Annotated in this window: 20 protein-coding genes; 8 read left to right on the forward strand and 12 right to left on the reverse strand. The window is 69.0% G+C overall.

All coding sequences use genetic code 11. The annotated features are described in order from the left end of the window. A partial coding sequence (gene tnpB / locus HPY23_RS00790) for an IS66 family insertion sequence element accessory protein TnpB (RefSeq protein WP_200649536.1) occupies positions 1-131 on the reverse strand: 131 nt, incomplete at its 3' end. Beyond that, positions 128-502, reverse strand: coding sequence for an IS66-like element accessory protein TnpA (tnpA, locus tag HPY23_RS00795; RefSeq protein WP_099957519.1), 375 nt, complete (start codon positions 500-502; stop codon positions 128-130). The genes tnpB and tnpA, both read right to left, overlap by 4 nt. Before the next feature lie 159 nt (positions 503-661). On the opposite strand from tnpA, the gene HPY23_RS00800 reads away from it, so the two are divergent. From HPY23_RS00800 to HPY23_RS00825, 6 genes are all read left to right on the forward strand, one after another. Then, a complete protein-coding gene (locus HPY23_RS00800; protein ID WP_200601632.1) occupies positions 662-955 on the forward strand; it encodes a hypothetical protein in 294 nt (97 codons plus the stop codon). Beyond that, entirely contained in the window at positions 952-1,275 is a 324-nt protein-coding gene (locus tag HPY23_RS00805) for a hypothetical protein (protein WP_123834324.1), read from the forward strand. The genes HPY23_RS00800 and HPY23_RS00805 overlap by 4 nt, the downstream gene beginning before the upstream one ends. Positions 1,276-1,502: 227 nt before the next feature. Further along, positions 1,503-2,618, forward strand: a complete 1,116-nt coding sequence (locus tag HPY23_RS00810; RefSeq protein WP_024830191.1) for a hypothetical protein — start codon at positions 1,503-1,505, stop codon at positions 2,616-2,618. Between the two features lie 1,033 nt (positions 2,619-3,651). After that, the gene (locus HPY23_RS00815; protein ID WP_024830190.1) at positions 3,652-4,590 is read left to right on the forward strand and encodes a hypothetical protein; all 939 of its coding nucleotides are present in this window, start codon (positions 3,652-3,654) and stop codon (positions 4,588-4,590) included. 260 nt (positions 4,591-4,850) lie between these two features. Continuing rightward, entirely contained in the window at positions 4,851-6,092 is a 1,242-nt protein-coding gene (locus HPY23_RS00820; RefSeq protein WP_244936174.1) for an exodeoxyribonuclease VII large subunit, read from the forward strand. Between the two features lie 21 nt (positions 6,093-6,113). Then, the gene (locus HPY23_RS00825; RefSeq protein ID WP_024830188.1) at positions 6,114-6,305 is read left to right on the forward strand and encodes a hypothetical protein; all 192 of its coding nucleotides are present in this window, start codon (positions 6,114-6,116) and stop codon (positions 6,303-6,305) included. Positions 6,306-6,820: 515 nt separating this feature from the next. On the opposite strand, the gene HPY23_RS00830 is transcribed toward HPY23_RS00825, so the two are convergent. The 7 genes from HPY23_RS00830 to HPY23_RS00860 all read right to left on the reverse strand — a co-directional run bounded on the left by HPY23_RS00830 (position 6,821) and on the right by HPY23_RS00860 (position 12,330). Continuing rightward, a complete protein-coding gene (locus tag HPY23_RS00830; protein ID WP_024830187.1) occupies positions 6,821-7,882 on the reverse strand; it encodes a Cj0069 family protein in 1,062 nt (353 codons plus the stop codon). A gap of 57 nt (positions 7,883-7,939) precedes the next feature. Then, positions 7,940-8,407, reverse strand: coding sequence for a Rap1a/Tai family immunity protein (locus HPY23_RS00835; protein WP_024830186.1), 468 nt, complete (start codon positions 8,405-8,407; stop codon positions 7,940-7,942). 16 nt (positions 8,408-8,423) lie between these two features. Next, positions 8,424-9,380, reverse strand: a complete 957-nt coding sequence (locus HPY23_RS00840; protein ID WP_024830185.1) for a DUF1259 domain-containing protein — start codon at positions 9,378-9,380, stop codon at positions 8,424-8,426. Positions 9,381-9,416: 36 nt separating this feature from the next. Beyond that, complete coding sequence (locus HPY23_RS00845; protein WP_024830184.1) at positions 9,417-9,773, reverse strand: hypothetical protein; 357 nt, start codon at positions 9,771-9,773, stop codon at positions 9,417-9,419. After that, complete coding sequence (gene chrA / locus HPY23_RS00850; RefSeq protein WP_024830183.1) at positions 9,773-11,182, reverse strand: chromate efflux transporter; 1,410 nt, start codon at positions 11,180-11,182, stop codon at positions 9,773-9,775. The genes HPY23_RS00845 and chrA overlap by 1 nt, the downstream gene beginning before the upstream one ends. Before the next feature lie 2 nt (positions 11,183-11,184). Next, positions 11,185-12,015 (reverse strand): chromate resistance protein ChrB domain-containing protein, encoded by an 831-nt coding sequence (locus tag HPY23_RS00855; protein ID WP_024830182.1) that lies wholly within the window; start codon positions 12,013-12,015, stop codon positions 11,185-11,187. Between the two features lie 105 nt (positions 12,016-12,120). Next, a complete protein-coding gene (locus HPY23_RS00860) occupies positions 12,121-12,330 on the reverse strand; it encodes a DUF1289 domain-containing protein (protein ID WP_024830181.1) in 210 nt (69 codons plus the stop codon). An 88-nt stretch (positions 12,331-12,418) separates the two neighbouring features. On the opposite strand from HPY23_RS00860, the gene HPY23_RS00865 reads away from it, so the two are divergent. Both HPY23_RS00865 and HPY23_RS00870 read left to right on the forward strand, forming a co-directional pair. After that, entirely contained in the window at positions 12,419-12,697 is a 279-nt protein-coding gene (locus tag HPY23_RS00865) for a metal/formaldehyde-sensitive transcriptional repressor (RefSeq protein WP_024830180.1), read from the forward strand. A gap of 9 nt (positions 12,698-12,706) precedes the next feature. Further along, positions 12,707-13,828, forward strand: a complete 1,122-nt coding sequence (locus HPY23_RS00870) for a nickel/cobalt efflux transporter (protein ID WP_024830179.1) — start codon at positions 12,707-12,709, stop codon at positions 13,826-13,828. A 105-nt stretch (positions 13,829-13,933) separates the two neighbouring features. On the opposite strand, the gene HPY23_RS00875 is transcribed toward HPY23_RS00870, so the two are convergent. The 3 genes from HPY23_RS00875 to HPY23_RS00885 all read right to left on the reverse strand — a co-directional run bounded on the left by HPY23_RS00875 (position 13,934) and on the right by HPY23_RS00885 (position 18,834). Beyond that, positions 13,934-17,218 (reverse strand): efflux RND transporter permease subunit, encoded by a 3,285-nt coding sequence (locus HPY23_RS00875; protein ID WP_024830178.1) that lies wholly within the window; start codon positions 17,216-17,218, stop codon positions 13,934-13,936. A 3-nt stretch (positions 17,219-17,221) separates the two neighbouring features. Next, positions 17,222-18,451, reverse strand: coding sequence for an efflux RND transporter periplasmic adaptor subunit (locus HPY23_RS00880; protein WP_024830177.1), 1,230 nt, complete (start codon positions 18,449-18,451; stop codon positions 17,222-17,224). 71 nt (positions 18,452-18,522) lie between these two features. Next, on the reverse strand, positions 18,523-18,834 hold the full coding sequence (locus tag HPY23_RS00885) for a hypothetical protein (protein WP_024830176.1): 312 nt from the start codon (positions 18,832-18,834) through the stop codon (positions 18,523-18,525). Positions 18,835-18,885 lie beyond the last annotated feature (51 nt).

Genomic DNA, 18,885 nt, shown 5'->3' on the forward strand with positions numbered 1-18,885 from the left:
AAGGCCTGGCCCGAGACCGGATCGCGCGCCAGATGGTCCTGGACGAGGGCGGCCAGCCCGTCGAAGCCCTTGCGCATGTCAGTGTGCCCGGTGGCCAGCCAGACGCGCGAGCCGGACGGGACAGGGATCATCGACCGAGCAGCGCGGCGATCGCGCCCTGCAGGAGCGTCAAGTCCACCCCGGTTGCGGCCCGCACCCGATGCCCGCCGGCCAGCTCGATCTCGATCAGGCTCGACCCGGCCGGCACGTCGGCTGTCGCCTTAGCCGGAGGCGGCAGGGCGAGCGGGATGAAGCTCGGCGGCGCGGTGACAGTCCCATCCGGCTGCTCGGTCAGCAAGGCGCGCCGCCATCGAAACAGCAGGCTGGAGTGCAGACCGTGCCGGCGGGCTACCTCCGAGGCGGTCGTGCCGGGATCGTTCGCCTCGGCCAGGATGGCGCGCTTCTGCTCAGGCGACCAGACGCGGCGCGTGCCTGCAACAACGACATGAGGAGAGTTGGTCATAGGTCCAGACACAGGGCCGATACAGCGCCATCTGACGCCAGACACTGTATCCAGAGCAAAGCACTACAGGCACAAGGCGGCCGCCACCGAGAGCTTACTCTCGCCATGCGCTCCGCCGGCCTTGTTCTCGTCCCAGCGCGGCCAAGTCTACTCGACTTGATGGCGACCGAGCCCACGCTTCGCGCGCTCGGTCAGATCGGCCTCGCCGGACGCGTGGCGCTCCTGCTCACGCAGTGCCCCACTCAAGGGCAAGCGCGCACCGCCGCTTATGCCGCGCGCCTGCGGCGCTGGGGGCATCTCGCAGAGCCTCCACTGACGCAGCGCGTGGACTGTCAGGACGCGCTGCTGGGCGGGCAGGGCGTCACCGAGTTCGCGTCGGCTGGCAAGGCCGCCGCTGAGATCCGCGCCCTGTGGGCTTGGACCGAGCGACGCTTGGAGCAAACCCATCGATGAGCAAGCCGACCCAACGCCCTTCGAAGCGCCTCTCCCTGCTCAGCGACTTAGACGATCTTGTCGAAGCATCAACCGGCATCGAAGCTGACTCGAAAGATCGGATGCTCACCGGGGGGCATCGTGGCGTCCCGTCCTCAGGCCGTGCTCCGGCACCTACGCGGCGCACGTCGGTCTACCTGCCGGCCGCAACGTTACGGCGCCTGAAAGAGGTCGCCCTCGCACGCGATTGCAAGGTGAACGATCTCCTCGTCGAGGGCGCGGAGGCCGTCCTGCGCGAAAGTGGCCACCTGCCATCGCCGACCTCTCAAGACACGAGCTGAGCGTGCTCGCCTCTCCAGCAAGAGCATCGTGATGCCACGGCGTCACGATGCTCCAAGTCCATGACGCTTTGGCGTCGAGGCATCTCAGCATCACAGCGCACCAGTAGCGGAGCGTCGTGAGCCCTTCATCCTCCGAAGCCGGGCGAAGACCGCCCCGGCCGCCATCCCCCCGCCGCCACGCCCCTCGGCTGGCAACCTCTCAGCATGACTATCGGGAACCGACGATCATGGACGACGCACGATACACCCTCCATCCCTCCTCCGATCGGGATAGCCGTCACGACCCAGCGACCATCGCCACGCTCCTCGGCCACATCCGCCACGACCTCGTCCGCCAGCGCTTCCGCCTGTCCCTGATGGGAGCGCAGGTCCCTGAGGTCGTCAACGTGACGTCAGATCGGCCCGACGTCGCGGTCGCTGACGTCGACCGGTCGGCACAGCATCGCATGACGCCCGAATTCTCGGACGAGGCGCGCCGTCTCGCAGTTCGAGAGCATCTCAACGACCAAATGCGCCCCATCCTGCGCGCAGTCGCTCAGATTGCTGGCCTCGACTTGGCGATCTGGAAGGCGCGGATCGATGGTCCGATGCCGTTGACAGATCCCGATCTCGTGCAAGCGCTGCCCGCGGTGTTCGCGTCCGGTGCCTTCCGGGAAGCCCGCCGAGCGTGTCGCGACCTTACCTTACTGCCACCGGAGCTAAAGGTTTATGGCGAAAAGCCGTTCGACCTCGGCTTCCGCGGACGCCCGCCCGCGAAGATTCTGGCCGATCACCCGTGCTGGGATCTCCCATTCTTACCTGGAGCCCAGACCCTCGATTGCTGGACCATACACGATGCCTCCGAATTCATGTCCAGCTGGCCGCCTGATCCCGGCGACCTGAAGGAACCGATGGATGCCTGGGACGCGCTTACTGCCGACCTCTGGCTTCGCCAGCACAAGCTCTCTGACGGCCAAGAGGCGGATAGGAGAAATCCGGTCGTCGCGTACAGGGAGGGGCGTACGAAGAAGAGCCCGCTCAAGGTTCTGGCCGGACTCGACGAGGACGCCCTGCTAGTCTTAACCGACGCGGTACTCTGCGAGCGTTTGCGCCGCGATGTGATGGCCGTGCTGATGCAGGATCGTGCCGACCTGATCCACGCGGGCCTTGAGATGGTGGCGTGCGGGTACCTATGCCTGGACGACGTGCGCGCGGCGCTTGCATTCCATGACGACGCTCAGGAGGACGCCTTCGCGGAGGCTTTCGCCGAGAACGACGACTGGATGAGTGAATGGATCGTCGATTGGAGTGTTTGGCTGATCAGCAGATATGATTGGCCGCTGGTCGCTGCCTCTCGTGCCTGAGGCTTAGATTGCGGGATACCGAAGCCGGAAGGCAAGGCCGGGCCAGGCACCTGTTGCTGCGAGCGCTGCGAAGACGAGGCAAGGAGCTGTCGGATCGTCCTGATCCGACAGCGGGGCCTGGGGTACGACGCCGTAAGATATCCTGCTTTCGAACAACGGCAGAAGTTCGAGTAGTTGGGCTCAGCCGGCGCCCCTCCGCTCGGACTTAGGATCGAGGTGGTCGCCGTCACGTGGGATATCACCAAAATTGGATAGACGTCGGTTATCACTCCCAACCCTACGTCGGTTATCGCTTTGAGCCTGAAAGACGTTCACTGACAGAGCGTTGCCGCCCGAGAGCCCGGGGGCTGATCGTGCCGAGATCGATGAGACGAGAACCGAGGCGGGGTGAAGCAAAGACAGTTCGCGAACACCGGGAGTAATGCGACGACGGAGGGCGGCGAGGCATCTGTGCTCTCTTCCTCACGAACACGAAGAGATCACAACCTACGACATGCCCGCCGGCGAGAACGAGGCTGGCTGCGATCTCGAGCTGGCGAGGCTCTGGGTGCGCGCTCGCGCCGATCATACGGGCCCATACCGAGGCAGTTTCCCCCACGAACTGCAGCGATTTCATCCGAGCCAGGACGGAAAGCTGTCCGCCCGCATTTGCGACCTTTCGTGGACGCCTGGAGCGCGCCGCGGAGGTGCGGTTATCGCCCGACGAGTTCACGCTCTTCCTATCGCTGACGCTCGACCCCTTGCGAGCCTTGAGCGCTCGGATCGTCGGCGTTGCGGCCCGATCGGGGAGCCTGAAGCAAGTCGAAACACAGCAAACTTAGAAGAACATAATCAAGCGAAAGGCGACGCGCTCCCGAGCCTCTGCGGCTGCGGGAGCGGAGGGGAAAGCAGTCCAATCACAGCAGATCAGGCGAAGGCCCTTCGCCCCAAAAGCCCAAGGAGGACGGGGACGGCAGAACGCGGCGCTCGGACAGCGCTCGCTGGACGGTCGGTGAGGCGCCTTCGCCCCTTCCCCTGACGATGGACATCACAAATGACAGATACAGATCATGACGCGCCCACCGGCGCGAACGAGCCCGGCCGCCCGCACGAGTCGCCGGGCTTGCGGGTGCGCGCACGGGTCGAGCGCCCGCGCCGGCACAAGGACGGCCTTACCCTCGAACTCCAACCTGTCGATCCTGACCGTACCGGAAGGCTTCACGCCTTCCTCTCCGGCGACCTCATCCGCGAGATCCAGGACGCGACCGGCATCCTGCTCGATCCCGGTGCGATCATCGGCGAACACGAACTCAAGCTGACCTTCGTGGCCGAGCCGCTGGGCAACCTCACCGCGGGGGTCGCCGGCTTCGTGCGCGACGCCTTCCTGACGGGATGGGCCGAGCAGGACGCTGTGGTTCGGGATGGCCTGGAAGCCGACTATTTGTGGGTCCGGCAGCACGACCTGCCGGTCCCGCGCCGGCTCCGGCGGGTGTTCCTAATCGAGCCGGATGACGGCGCTCAGCACCCGCTGGTCAATGCCCTCGCCCATTGGTGGGATCAGGGCGCCATCGAGTTGATCCGACATCCGATCGCGTTCGAGCAGCCGGGCTCGGTCGCCGCGCTTCGGCATGCGTTCGATTGTGCGATCGATCAGTACGAGTGGGGTTCCCTGGACGTGGTGGTCGTGGACCCGGGCTGTGGGTTCGCGTTCCGCGAGCTGTCGGACGACGGGCTGATGCGTCAGGTCGCCGTTTTGCCGGTGCCGGTGATCACGCGCCGCGCGTCGTCGCCGACGCTGCTCGACGGCTTGGCCCACCGCTGTTTCGATCACCCGGACGAGATCCTGGCCTTCCTCGCCGGCATCCTCCGGCAGGAGCTGCGGCTGGCCGACCGGGCGCGGCTCGATGCGATCGCCGAACTGATCGAGGCGATCCCCAAGCCCACGCGCAAGGCGAAGACGCCGCACGGCAAGCCCGGGCCGCTGTTCGACTGACGCCACCCTCGACGATCCGGCCGCCGGCATGCTGGCCGCCGGACCACTGCCCCATCCCGACCTCAGCGAACGACACGATGCGACACCACAGATTCTTTCCTAAGACCCACGGGGGGCCTGTACCCCCGGCTGAACCGGGCGATGCCCGTCCTCCTCCTATCCCGCTGGACGACGCAGGGGCGACCCGGGTCGCCGACGAGATCCGCGAGCTCCGCGATCTGCTCGGCTGGCTGCGCCAACGCCTGCGAGGCGAGCACACGGTGCGGGCCAGCGTCCTGACCGTCGCACCCCTCGGGTCCGACGGACACCTGCTCCTGCTCGGCGAGGCCGATCCAAGCAGTAGCCTCGAGCCGCCCCGGCTCAAGGTTCGGCTCGCCGCTGCCGACCTCGCCGCCTGCCGGGATGCGATCGGCGACGCCCTCGATCCGGCGGCCTTGGTCAACAGGACCGTCGTGCTCCGGCTGCAAACCAGCCTGCGTCAGCGCTACGGGCGCGGTGCCGGGGTACAAGCCAGGGTCATCGCTGTGATCTCGGTCGGCGCGGTGCCGGTCGAGGGCGAGATCCAGCGGGAGAGGACGCTGCAGCGCCTGAGGCGCGAGGGGCGCCGCTTAGGCCCGGGGACCTGGGAGGTGCCCGAGGATCCGCGCCACATCGCGCTGATCGCCGCCGAGTTCGGCGATGCCCGTCGCGACGTCGAGCACGTCCTGCGCCCACTGGAGGAGAACGGCCTGATCCGGCTCCACCGGATCTACGCGATGTTCGAGGGACCGTCGGCGGAGCACTCGTTGAGCGAGGCGTTCGGCCGAGCGGGCGAGCTGCACCGCGAGCACGGCCTATCGGCGACCCTGGTCTGCCGAGGGGGCGGTCCGGTCGAGGGCTTCCAGGCCCTCAACGCCTACGCGACCGTGCGCGCGGCCACCGGGGCTCCGAACGTCATCGCAGGGCTCGGCCATGCCGGGACGCCGCTCACCGCCCTGGATGCGGTCGCGGCGCGATCTGAGCCGACCCCGACGGCCGCGGCGATACTGGTGCGCCGGCTTGTCGAGGCCACCGGCGTACGAGCCGAGCGCGCGCTCGCGGCGTTCGACGCCGCCCTCGCGGAGAATCTGGAGGCGGCTGGGCGCATCGCCCTGGCGGGGGCCTTGCAGGGCTTCGCCGCGAGCCTCGGCGATCTCGCGGAACTCGCCGATCGGCGGCTGCGACAGCTCAATCGAGGCGTTGAGCGCAGCCTGCTGACCGGCCTTGCCGCGGCAGCTGGCGTTGGGACCGGCGCGACAGCCGAGATCAAGCCATATGCCGCTCCCATCGAGGTGCTCGGCTTCGGCGATGGGGATGACGACGACCCGGCCTGGGAGCCGGGTTGGGCGCTGGTGACGGCGGCCGACACCGGCCTCGTCATCGAGCGCTATCGCGAGCTCAAGTCCCACATGCCGCTGTTCCTGCACTTCCGCGACGGGACGATCTTCGTCCGGGTCGTGCCGACCTTCGTCACATACAACTGATCTGCGACCAGGAGATTGACCATGTCCAAGACCCGCTCACCCGAGACGCCGAGCTTCCTGACCGCGGTCCGGCGCATCGAGGCGCTGACCCAGGAAATCCAAAAGGACGGATTGTCCGCCTTCGAGAAGGCCGAGGCCGCCTATGTCGAGGTGCAAGAGTTGCGCGCCGTGCTGAACGCCCGGATCGCTGACCTGCGCCGCCGGTCGGCATAGCCCGAGGATCCGGGTCACCGCCGATGTCATACCATCGGCGGTGGCGCCTGAGGAAACACATCCGCGACGCCCGTCGCGGATGCCGCCTCGGGAGAGGCATGGGTACCTATCCAAACCCCGGAAGGGCCGATTACCTCTGCCTCGGACAAAGCGTCAGCTACGGTCGGACGTGTTGCCTAAAAAAACGCCATTCCGGACATGCTCTTGTTGGAGCGGATGACAATCTTTGAGAGCCGCCGGCCGTAATGGGATTTGCTGACGCAAATGCGGACGGACTGATTGCGACCAAACGCCATCGTTCACACGTAGCCCTTCGGATCCCGATAGCGGACGTGTGCTGGACGGCTCCTCTGGCTGCTTTGCGCCCATCCCGGTCATTCACGAAGCCGCGGACGCCACTCCATAGCGGACGTTCACCGTGACGGCAGCGGCCGCCCATTCGCATAAGGGTACGCTATGAAACGAGGAGCGATCCGGTATTCCAAGGCTGTTTCCAGGCTAACAACCGGTTCCGGTCAGCCTCCGAAGGCCGCGTCCCGCTCCACCGGTCGGTGGGCATCGTCCAATCGATGTCGCAGCGTCGCGGCCAGGGTGTCGTGCGCCTCGTCTGGAATGGGGTAAACCGAGCTCGCGTTGATCTCGCAGAGCACGTAAGTGTCCTCGCCGGCGGCGCCCTTCGGCCCGAGCAGGAAGTCGGCGTCCCAGACGACCGGCAGGTCGTCCGGGACCAAGCCGAGCAGAAGCGTCATCTCAGGTATCCATTCCGCTTCCATCAGGCCGCGCAGGTGCTGGAAGCGCGCGTCGTCCGGCCCAGAATAGAGGCGCGGTGGGGCCCGTCCATGCTCGGGCGAGGCGAGCGCGGTCACGTACTGGGCACCGAACCCGGCCACCCGCGTACCGCTCACGTAGCAGCGGACCATCCCCTCCAGGTGCCGCGCCTGGAACGGCTGGTCGACGAGGGGGCCGCCCGCCGCGAAGTCGGCGGCGCGCTCGGCCAGGAACGCGTCGAGTGGCATCGTGCGCCGGCTCCGGTCGCGCGCCTCCTGCACCAGCACGTCGGGACCCGCGGCGCGCTCTACCTTCCAGACGCCGATGCCGCCGTTGCCGCGGCTGCACTTCAGCACCCGCGGCCCCTCGGCGACGCGCGCGGGGAACTCCGCCGCGAGCGCGGCATGGCTGGCGTAGAGGTGCGTATCCGTGCCCCAACCCAACTCCCGCGTCCGGACCAGCACCTCCTTCGTGCCTATCCGGTCGATTACGTCGGGATGACAGCTGACGAGGATCCCGGCGGCCGCCACCTCCCGCAGCACCGCGTCGAGAGCTCTGCGGTCCTCGCCGGTGTCCTCAGTCACTGGGTTCACCCAGACCAACACGGCGTCCACCGCCATAAGCTGGGCCCGGACGTCATCGGCGAGCTCCTCCACCCATACGGCGGGCTCGCCGGCGAGCCCGTGCCGCTCAAGGACGGCGAACACCGCCGCGAACCGGCTGGTTTCCGGACGCGCTTCGGCTCGCGCCCGGGCGTCGCCCCGCCAGACGACGGCGACCTTGAAGGGATGCTGGCCTGGACCCGTCATCTTTGGCACCGGGAGCATTGCTGGCGCGGATCGTGAGGGAGGCGGGCGCGCTCCGGTTCACCGCCCACAGGGCCAGCACTGCCGGAAGGCGAGGCTGGCCCCCGCCAGCATGTCGGTCTGGAGCAGGGCCTCGTTGGCGTGCGCCCAGGCCATATACGCCTCGGTCAGGGCCTCGATGGTGTAGTCGACGGCGCAGATCCCGGCCTTGTCGCCGCCATCGCCGAAGGCCGCCAGCGTATCGGCGACACCCATGAGGTAGGCGCTGCACCAGCCCGACGCCTTGCCCCGCTCGGCGAGGCAGACGCGGTACAGGTCCCCCGACCGCCTCTCGCGGATGTCGACCGAAGCGGCCGGCGGCACCGCCGGGGCACCGACGCCCTGGCCGCCCGCATTCAGGGCGCAGGACGTGCCCTCGCAGCCGGCGGCGTTCGCCGGCGGAACCGTCGCCGGAAGTGAGACGGTGACCGAAGCCGCCGCCAGGACCGCGAGGCACCGCCCCCTGAGGTTCACCGACATCGTCATCATGGCGATGCTCCTGGCATCAGCCCTTCGCGACCTTCACCTGGTCGAGCGCGTCGCGCAGGCCCTTGGCGAGCTTGCCCGCGTCGTCGTTCGCCCAGAAGTGCATGAAGAACAGCCGCGGCTCGTCGTCGAGCATGTGGTTGTGAAGCGCCGTGACCTCAATGCCGCTCGCCCGCAACGCCTTGATCACCGGGTTCACCTCGTCGGCGGTGAGCACGAAGTCGCCCGTGATGGCCGCCTTGCCGCCGCCGGTCGGCTGGAAGTTGATGGCGATCGCCGAGCCCATGGCCTCGGGCACGACCATGCCGTGGTCCTTCGGGGTCTCCGAGCGCGGCACGCTCACGGCGTAGACGCCGCCGTTGACCTTGCCTTTGCGCCCGATGGCGGCGTCGATGGCCGCCGTGTCGAGGTCGAGCGACTGATCCGGCGCGGTCGCCTTCGCCGGCACCGGTCCCTCGCCGGCCGAGGCCGGTTCGGTCTTCCCGGACGGCGGGGAGCCGCCGGCGGTCTCGCCGCCGAAGGGCGTGCGGCTCGCGCCCAGCGCCCCCGCCAGGATCGTGGCGAGCTTCCCGGGCTCGCCCTGCCCGGAGACGTGCATGTAGAGGGTGCTCGGTGAGGCCCGCAGCAGGTGGTTGTGGATGGCGGTGATCTCGACGCCGTTCTCGACGAGGCGCTTCATCACCGGGTTCACTTCGTCCTCGGTTAGGACGAGGTCGCCCATCACCATGACCTCGTTCCCGCCCCCGTGCCGCACGAAGGCGAGCCAGGAGCCAAGGGCGAGGGATGGCTTCAGCTGCACGCCGTCGAGGGTGACCTTCAGGTCGGTCCGGGGCAGGCCGACGCGGTAGACCCCGCCCGGCATGGCGGTCCCGGGCTTGCCCAGCCCGGTGGCGATGGCGTCCTGCCAGGGCTCCGCGGCCGACGCGCCGGTCGCGAGGGTGCCCAGGACGGCGATGGATGCAAGCAAGCGACGCATGGTCGTCTCCTCGATTGTGGTTGCGGTTCGAAGTCCTCAGGACCGGCGTGCCGGTGCCTGCAGCACACCCTCGTCCGGCAGGGTGCCGTCGCCACGCCGGAGCTCGACGCGGTTGCCGGCCATCCAGACCTGGACGCAGGGAACGGCCTCCAGGCAGAGCTCGTCCTTGTCGATCCGCCACCGCGCGGTGTGAGCCCGCCCGAGGGACACGACGTGCAAGCGGCCGCCCGGCTCGAAGCGGTAGGCCCAGTGCACCTCGTCGGTGACCTCCTTGCCGACAAGGCGCGCCCGGATCTCGGACGCGGTCAGGCGCCGGAACGCCTCGCCCGCGGGTGCCGGACCCGCCGCCAGGACGAGAAGGATGACCGCCGCGGTGCGGCGCCCGGTGCCCATCACACCAAACCTCCCAAGTGCAGGGCGACGCCGGCAGCGGCGCAGGCCGCGAGCGTCTGGACCATGCCGACCTTGCACCGGAACACCGCCAGCACCGCCGCGGCCGCCAACGCGAGGGCCCAGGGGTTGAGGCTTGACGGGACCGGCACGTCGAACCGGACAGGGCCGGCCGCGAACGGTCGCGTCTCGGCGAAGACGGTGTGCAGGGCGAACCAGACCGCGAGGTTCAGGATCACGCCGACGACCGCGGCGGTGATAGCCGAGAGCGCGCCGGCCAAGGCCCGGTTGCCGCGCAGCCGCTCAACGTAAGGGGCGCCCACGAAGATCCAGAGGAAGCACGGCGCGAAGGTCACCCAGGTGGTCAGCAGCCCGCCGAGCGTCCCCGCCAGGAGCGGCGGCAGACTTCCCGGCGCCCGGTAGGCGGCGAGGAAGCCCACGAACTGGGTGACCATGATCAGCGGGCCGGGCGTGGTCTCGGCCATGCCGAGGCCGTCGAGCATCTCGCCGGGCTTCAGCCAGCCGTAATGCTCCACCGCCTGCTGGGCCACGTAGGCGAGCACCGCGTAGGCCCCGCCGAACGTCACCATCGCCATCTTCGAGAAGAACACCGCCACTTGGCTGAAGACGTCGTCCGGGCCGGCGGCGAGCAGGATGGCAGCGACCGGTACTAGCCAGATAGCGCCCCAGGTCAGCAGTATCCGCAGCGTTTGCCCGGCGGCGGCCCGCTCCTGCGGAAGCTCGTGATCGTCGAGTAGGAAGGGGCCCTCGACGACCTTGCCACCACCCCCGTGCCCTCCGGCCTTGAACTGCGGCAGGCCGGCTCGGCCGCCGAGGTAGCCGATGACGCCCGCGCAGAGCACGATCAGCGGGAAGGGCACGTCGAAGAAGAAGATGGCCACGAACGCCGCAGCCGCGAGGCCGACCATGACCGGTCCCTTGAGTGCCCGCTTGCCGATCCGGATCACGGCCTGGAGCACGATGGCCAGCACCGCCGCCTTCAGGCCGAAGAATAGGCCGGCGACGAAACCGACGTTGCCGTAGAGCGCGTAGACCCAGCTCAGCGCCATGATCGCGAGCACGCCCGGTAGGACGAATAGCCCGCCGGCGACGAGCCCGCCGCGGGTGCCGTGCATGAGCCAGCCGACGTAGGTGGCGAGTTGCTGCGCCTCGGGGCCAGGCAGCAGCGTGCAAAAGTTCAGGGCGTGCAGGAAGCGGTTCTCGGAGATCCAGCGCCGCTCCTCGACGAGGATGCGATGCATGACCGCGATCTGCCCGGCCGGCCCGCCGAACGAGAGCGCGGCGATGCGCGCCCAGATCGGCACGGCCTCGGCCAGGGTCACGGGCAGCGGCGCTCCCGGGGCAGCTGCGCTATGCTCCGGCGCAGTCTGGATGCCTGCGGTCGCGGCCATGGTCAGGCCTTCCCCTTAGTGCGGTCGCCCACCCAGTCGTGACGCTCCTCCGTTGCGTCCCGGCACCAGCGATAGAAGGCGTCGTAGAGGAGCATGCCGGCGTCGAGCTGCTCCATGTCATTGGCATAGATGCGCGACAGGCCGAGCGATGCCGCGAGCAGCCCGGCCGCCTCCGGCGCCAGGTCTGGCCGGCCCGTGTCGGCCCCGCGCACGAGCGTCGCGAGGTGCAGGAGCGGCGGCGTGGCGAGGCCGAGCTCCTCGACCATGACGTCGAAGGTGCAGAGCTCGCCCCGGTGGCTCCAGAAGGTGCCCGGGTCGTCGATGTCGAAGGGTGCGGCCTCGAACCGTTCCGCAACGCCGACGACCTCACCCGGCGGCACGAACAGGAAGACCGCGTCGGGGTCGACGAAGCGGCGGATCAGCCAGGGACAGGCGATACGGTCGACTTTGGGTCGGGCGCGCGTGACCCAGACGGTTCGGCCCTGCTCGTCGCGGTTGCGGACCTTGTCGGCCGGGACCATCGGCAGTTCGGCGGCCGCCCAGTCTGCGATACCACCCTGCAGAGCCTCGGCGTTCACGCCGGCGCTGCGCAGCCAGGCAGCGACGCCGTGGCTGTGCCGGCGCCCGTCCTCGCAGACCACGACGACCGACCTGCCGCGCAGCGCCGGCGCCCACTCGGCGACCCGGCTAGCCTCCCGGACGAGGGAACCGGGCACGTACCGCTGGTCGGCGAGGAATTCCTTGTAGGTGCGCACGTCGACGACGGCCGGGCAGCCGGGAGTTCCGATCAGGCGCGCGAGTTTGTCGACGGTAATGGTGTTGGGCACAGGCATGACGCGTCCTTGCAGCAAGTGCAGATGGGACGCGATTCTTCAGCCGAAGCCTCGTCGGGGGATCGCTCCCCGATGAGTCAATACATCCCGCCAGCGCCCACCCTGTCAAGCGTCCCCGAGGTCGGAGTGGGCCGGCTCCCGTGTGGCCGAGACTTGCTCGACCCGCCGGGGCAGCTCGCGCGCGAGGGCGGTCCGCCGGTAGGGTGTCATTTTCTTCCACGCGCGGATCTCGGGGATTGTGCGGCCGCAGCCGAGGCACCAGCCGGTGCGCCCGTCCCACTGGCAAACCCCGATGCAGGGATCGTCCTTCTTCATGGTACGGCTCCGCACACACCACGGCATCGACGCCGCTGGACACACATAGGGTACCCCCCTATGTGTCGCCATAACGAGGAAGCCTGTGATGGCCCACACGATCAAGGAAAGGACCAAGCTCCTGGCGCGTGTGCGCCGGATCAAGGGACAGGCGGAAGCCGTCGAGCGGGCCCTGGAGGCCGAGCTCGGCTGCGCCGACGTCCTGATGCTGGTCGCCTCGATGCGGGGTGCCATCAACGGGCTGACCGCCGAATTGATGGAAGACCACATCCGCCACCACGTCGTGAACCCGGACGCCGAGCCGGACACAGAGCGCGCCCGGGGGGCCGCCGAGCTGATCGAGGTGGTGCGGACCTACCTCAAGTGACGAGACCTCATGACCTCCTTGCCTGACCTGCTCCAGCAGGGCACCGCGCATGCCTGGCTGTTCGTGCCGAGCGCGATCCTGCTCGGCGCCCTGCACGGGCTTGAGCCCGGCCACTCCAAGACGATGATGGCCGCCTTCATCATCGCGGTCCGAGGCACGGTCACGCAGGCGGTGCTGCTTGGGCTGGCGGCGACGCTCTCGCACACCGCCGTAGTTTGGGTCATTGCCCTCGGCGGGCAGTATCTCGGCCAGGAATGGGGCGGCCAAGCGAGCGAGCCGTACTTCCAGCTCGCCTCCGCGGTGCTCATCGTCGGCATCGCGCTTTGGATGGCGTGGCGCACGTGGCGCGAGCAGCACCACGACCATCATCACCATCACGACGAGACGAAGCACGTCACGACCAGGGCCGGTCTCCTGACGCTGGAAGTGTTCGAGGACGGGGTGCCGCCGCGCTGGCGGGTGCGTGCGGAGCGGGGTGAGCTACCGGCTCCCGGGAGCATGACCGTCGAGACGCTTCGCCCGGACGGCGGTCGGCAGGCGTTCGCCTTCGCGCACCGCGGCGAATTCCTGGAGAGCCTGGAGGAGATCCCGGAGCCGCACGCCTTCACGGCACGTCTGCGCCTCAACGGGCCGGCCGGAGCCGAGATCCACGAGGTCGCGTTCGAGGAGCACGACCATGACCACGGGCACATGAACCTGGGCGACGAGGACGACGCCCACGCCCGGGCCCATGCCGAGGACATCCGCCGCCGCTTCGCGGGCCGGCATGTGACGACCGGCCAGATCGTGCTGTTCGGCTTGACCGGAGGGCTGATCCCGTGCCCGGCAGCCATCACGGTCCTGCTCCTGTGCATCCAGCTCAAGCAGTTCAGCCTGGGCTTCGCGCTCGTCGTCTGCTTCAGCATCGGCCTGGCGCTGACCATGGTCTCGGCCGGCGTCGTCGCGGCGCTGAGCGTCAAGCATGTCGCCTCCCGCTGGTCCGGGTTCGACGCCTTCGCCCGGCAGGCCCCTTACGCCTCGGCCGCCCTGATCGTCCTGGTCGGCCTCTACACCGGCTGGCTAGGCTGGCAAGGCATCAGCCACGCACACCAGGACCACGCGGCCGCATGGACTGTCGACATTCAAGGCTGACCGACCGGCCATGAGCCGAAACAGGTTCAGTCGTCGGCGATGGCACGCGACCTGGGATCGACCAGGAGGCGGACCTAACGGCCATCACGCTCGCACGGGCTTTCCTCAACGCACTGCCTCGCACAGCGCAGGTTGCCGCACCTCCGTGACACGCACTCCCGTCGCCGCCCGGCCGAAGCGGACGTAGAGCGCCGGCAAGACCAGCAGGGTGAGCAGGGTCGCGCTGACGAGGCCGCCGATGACCACCGTCGCCAGCGGCCGTTGCACCTCGGCGCCCGTCCCCGTCGCCAGGGCCATCGGCACGAAGCCGAGGGCGGCGACCAGCGCCGTCATCACCACGGGACGCAGCCTGGTCAGCGCCCCGTCCCGGACCGCCTCGGGGATGGCCATGCCCCCCGCAACCAGCGTCCGGATATGGTTGAGCAGCACCAGGCCGTTCAGCACCGCCACGCCCGACAGCGCGATGAACCCCACCGCCGCCGATACCGAGAACGGCATGTCGCGGACCCACAGGGCGGCCACGCCGCCGGTCAGGGCCATCGGCACGGCGCTGAACACGATGGACGCGTCGCGCGCGGAGCCGAGCGCCCCGAGCAGAAGGATGAAGATCAGCGCGAAGGCCGCCGGCACGACCACCATCAGGCGTTGCCGGGCGGCGGTCAGGTTCTCGAACTGACCGCCCCAGCGCACCTCGTAGCCGGCTGGCAGCCTCACCTCCGCGGCAATTCGCTCCTGCGCCTCCGCCACGAGCGAGCCGATGTCGCGACCGCGCACGTTCGCGGTCACCACCACGCGCCGCCGCCCGTTCTCGCGGCTGACCTGGTTCGGCCCCTCCGTGAAGGTGAAGGTCGCTAGTTGGCGGAGCGGCACGCTCATGCCCATCGCTCCCGGCGCGGTCGGCACGCCGGTACCCGACCGGGCCGGAGCCGCCTGCGCGGGCGGCAGCGGGACGGGGAGGTTCTTCAGGGCCTCGACGTCTCCTCGGACGTCGTCGGCGAGGCGAACCACGATGGCGAAGCGCCGGTCGCCCTCGAACACCAGCCCGGCATCCTTGCCGCCGACGGCCGTGCCGATGACGTCCTGCACGTCGGCCATGCTCAGGCCGCGCCGGGCGATCTCGCGCCGGTCGATCTTGATCTCAAGGAACGGCAGCCCGACCGCCTCCTCGACCTTCACGTCGGCGGCGCCCTCCAGGCTGCGCAGGATGCCGGCGATCTTACGGGCCCCCTCGACCATCGGACCGAACTCCTCGCCGAACACCTTCACGGCGAGGTCGTCGCGCACGCCGGCGATGAGCTCGTTGAAGCGCATCTGGATGGGCTGGGAAAAGCCGAGCAGCGTGCCGGGGATCAGCTTCGCCTCCGCCTCCATCCGTCCGATAAGCGCCTCTTTGCTCTCGTGCGGGTCGGGCCAGGCGCTCTGCGGCTTGAGGATGAGGTAGGCGTCGCAGGCGTTCGGCGGCATCGGGTCGGCGGCGATGTCGGGCGTGCCGCAGCGCGAGTAGACGAAGGCCACCTCCGGGAACTTGCTCATCGTCTCCTCGACGCCGAGCTGCATCGCCTGCGACTGCGTGATCGACGTCGATGGGATGCGGCGCGCCTCCATGACGATGTTCTTCTCGTCGAGCGTCGGCGTGAACTCCTGCCCTAGCCGCGTCGCCAGCGCTCCGGCGATCCCGAGAACGACCAGCGCACCGACGATGAAGGTTATCGGTGACCGGATGGCACCGCACAGTACCGGCCGGTAGGCCGCCTTCAGGACGCGGACCAAGGCGTTGTCGCCCTCGCTGACCCGCCCGGTGACGAAGGTCGCGATCATCGCCGGGACGAAGGTGAGCGACAGCACAAACGCCGCCACGAGCGCGATCAGGACCGTCAGCGCCATTGGCGTGAAGGTCTTGCCCTCCACGCCGGTGAAGGTCAGCAGGGGCACGTAGACCAGGATGATGATGGCCTGCCCGTAGACGCTCGGCTTGATCATCTCCTCGGCCGAGACCCGCACCGTCTCCAGCCTCTCGTCCAGGCCGAGCCGGCGTCCAAGCTCGTGTTGTCGCTCGGCGAGGTGCCGCAGGCTGTTCTCCGCGATAATGACCGCACCGTCGACGATGAGGCCGAAGTCGAGGGCGCCCAGGCTCATCAGGTTGGCGCTGATCCTCCCCGCCAGCATGCCGGTGGCCGTGAGCATCATCGTCACGGGGATGACCAGGGCGGTGATGACGGCTGCCCGTATGTTCCCCAGCGTGAGGAACAGCACCGCGATGACCAGCAGCGCGCCCTCGGCGAGGTTCCTGCCCACCGTCCGGATGGTCGCGTCGACGAGGTCGGTGCGGCTGAGGAGCGTCCGGGCCTGGATGCCGGGCGGCAGGAGCTTGTTGATCTCCCGGATCTTGGCGTCTGCGGCGGCCGAGACCGTGCGGCTGTTCTCGCCGATCAGCATCAGGGCCGTGCCCAGCACCACCTCGTGCCCGTTCTCGCTGGCCGAACCGGTCCGGAGCTCCTGTCCGATTCCGACCTCCGCGACGTCCTTCACTAGGATGGGCACCCCGGCCCGGGTCGCCACCACGATGTCCCGGATCTGGTCGACGTTCTCGATGAGGCCGCCGGCCCGGACGACGTAGCCCTCGCCGTTGCGTTCGACGTAGTTAGCCCCGCGCGTGGCGTTGTTCGCCTCGATGGCGCGGGTGACGTCAGCGAAGGACAGGCCGTAGCCCACGAGCTTCATCGGGTCCGGCCGGACCTGGTACTCCTTCACGAAGCCGCCGATGGCGTCGGCCCCGGCCACGCCCGGCACACTCTTCATCTGCGGCCGGATGATCCAATCCTGCACGGTCCGCAGGTAGACCGTGCGCTCGAAGTCGGACCTCAGCCGCTCGCCCTCGGGCGTCAGGTAGCTCCCGTCCGTCTGCCAGCCAGAACGGCCGTCCCTCACGGGCACGCCCTCGCCTGGGGGCAGATACTCCACCGACCACCAGTAGATCTCGCCGAGGCCGGTCGAGATCGGCCCGAGCTTCACCTCGACCCCGGGCGGAAGGGTGCCGCGCACCTCGGTCAGGCGCTCGTTGACCTGGGTCCTCGCGAAGTACACGTCGACCTTGTCGCTGAACACGGCCGTCAACTGGGCGAAGCCGTTGCGCGAGAAGGAGCGCATGCTTTCCAGCCCCGGCGTGCCGGCCAGCGCGCGTTCCAGCAGCACCGTGACCTGCTTCTCGATCTCGACCGGCGTCAGCGCCGGGGCGATGGCGTTGATCTGCACCTGGTTGTTGGTGACGTCGGGCACAGCGTCGATGGGCAAGCGCGCGAGCGACCACGCCCCGAAGGCGGTGGCGATGAGGGTCACCAGGATGACGGCGTAGCGGTTGGCGACGGAGAAGCCGAGGATGGAACGGATCATGGTTCAGTCCTCCGCCGCGGCCTTGCCGAGCTCGGACTTGAGCGTGAACGAGTTCGCTACGACCACCGCCTGGCCGGGATCGAGCCCCTCCGTCACCTCCACGTCGTCGTCGTCCGACCGCCCGAGCTTGACCGGGCGCGCCTCGAAGCCTTCGGCCACGCGCACGAAGACGTTGGGCTTGCCCTCCAGGGTCTGGATCGCCGAGGCCGGGACGAGGACGCGCACCGGCTTCTCGGAGATGACGATCTCCGCGGCGACGAACGAGCCCGGCCGCCACGTCTCGTCAGGGTTGGCCAGTTCCGCGACGACCCTGGCCGCGCGGGTGGCTTGGTCGAGGACGGGCACGATGAAGACGATCCGGCCCTTCGCGGCCTCCCCGGTCGCCTCGGCCCGGACGGTCACGGCCTGGCCCTCGCGCACGAGCGGCATGTCGCCGGGACTGACCGCGAGGTCGATCCAGACCTTCGACAGGTCGACGACCGAGTAGAGCTCGGTCTCCAGGTTGTCCCGTCCGACCGCGGCCCCGGGGTCGACGCGGCGCTCGACGATCTTGCCCGCGATGGGCGAGCGGATCTCCTGACGCTCGAACTGAGCCTCCGGCTGCTTCGGCAGGGCGTCGATCTCGGCTTGGCTGAGGCCCAGGAAGGTCAGCTTGCGCCGGGCGGCGTCCTCCTTGACCTTGAGGTCCTGGTAGCTGGCCTGCGAGCGCAGGTACTGCTGCTCGGACGAGATGCGCTTGTCCCAAAGCTCCTTGTCGCGCTCGTAGAGCGTCTTCTGCAGGGCGGCCGAGACCCGCGCCGCCAGGTACTCGCCCTTGGTCTCGGCGATCTCGCGGCTGTCGAGCAGCGCCACGACCTCGCCCTTCGCGACCGTGTCGCCGAGCCCCTTGCGCAGTTCGACGACCGTCCCGGTGGTCTTGACCGCGATGCGGGCGGTCAGGTTGGCGCTCGGGATGACGGTGCCCGGCACGTGCAGGTGGCGCGAGAGGCTGCCTCCGCCGACCGTGCCCGTCCGAATCCCCGCCTTGGCGATCTGGTCGTCCGTCAGCGCGACGAGGCCGGGCCTCTCCGGCTCGCCCTTGGCCGCCGGAAGAGGCTCTGGCTTGGCGGGAGCGTTCCCGCCCTTGGTGGGGGACAGCATCGCGCGGACGGCCTCGGGAGCCCCGGGCCACCAGGTCGCGATCAGGAAGCCGCCGGCGACGGCCAGCAGCACGGGTATGAGGCGTTTGAGCATGTCGATGCCATGGCGGCGTGCCGCGCACCTGCGCGGAGCCGTGGTTCGAGGAAAGGGCGAGGTGAGCGGCCTCAGGCCCTCGGTGGCTCGAACGGCCCCTCGGCAGCGCCGCCGAAGCGGCAGGCATCGTCCGCGCAGGTGAATGGTCGCGCCACCGAGGCCCGGCCGGCCGCGGGAGCCTCGGCCGCGGTCGGCATGACACCCTGCGCGTGCGATTGCGTGTGGTGGATCAACTCGTCGGCATCCTGGTGGTCGGTCGCATGATCCTGCACCGCCGTCGACGGCATGGCGTGCGCGACGGGACCCGTCGCCTCGTGCCGGCCATGGGCGAGCAGCGGCAGCACCGTCACCGCCGACAGCAGCAACGCCACGGCCATCGTCATGAGACGCCGCCCGAATGACACCCGATCCAATCTCCCCGTCGAGCCGTGGTC

This window comes from Methylobacterium ajmalii, assembly GCF_016613415.1.
Lineage (GTDB): Bacteria > Pseudomonadota > Alphaproteobacteria > Rhizobiales > Beijerinckiaceae > Methylobacterium > Methylobacterium ajmalii.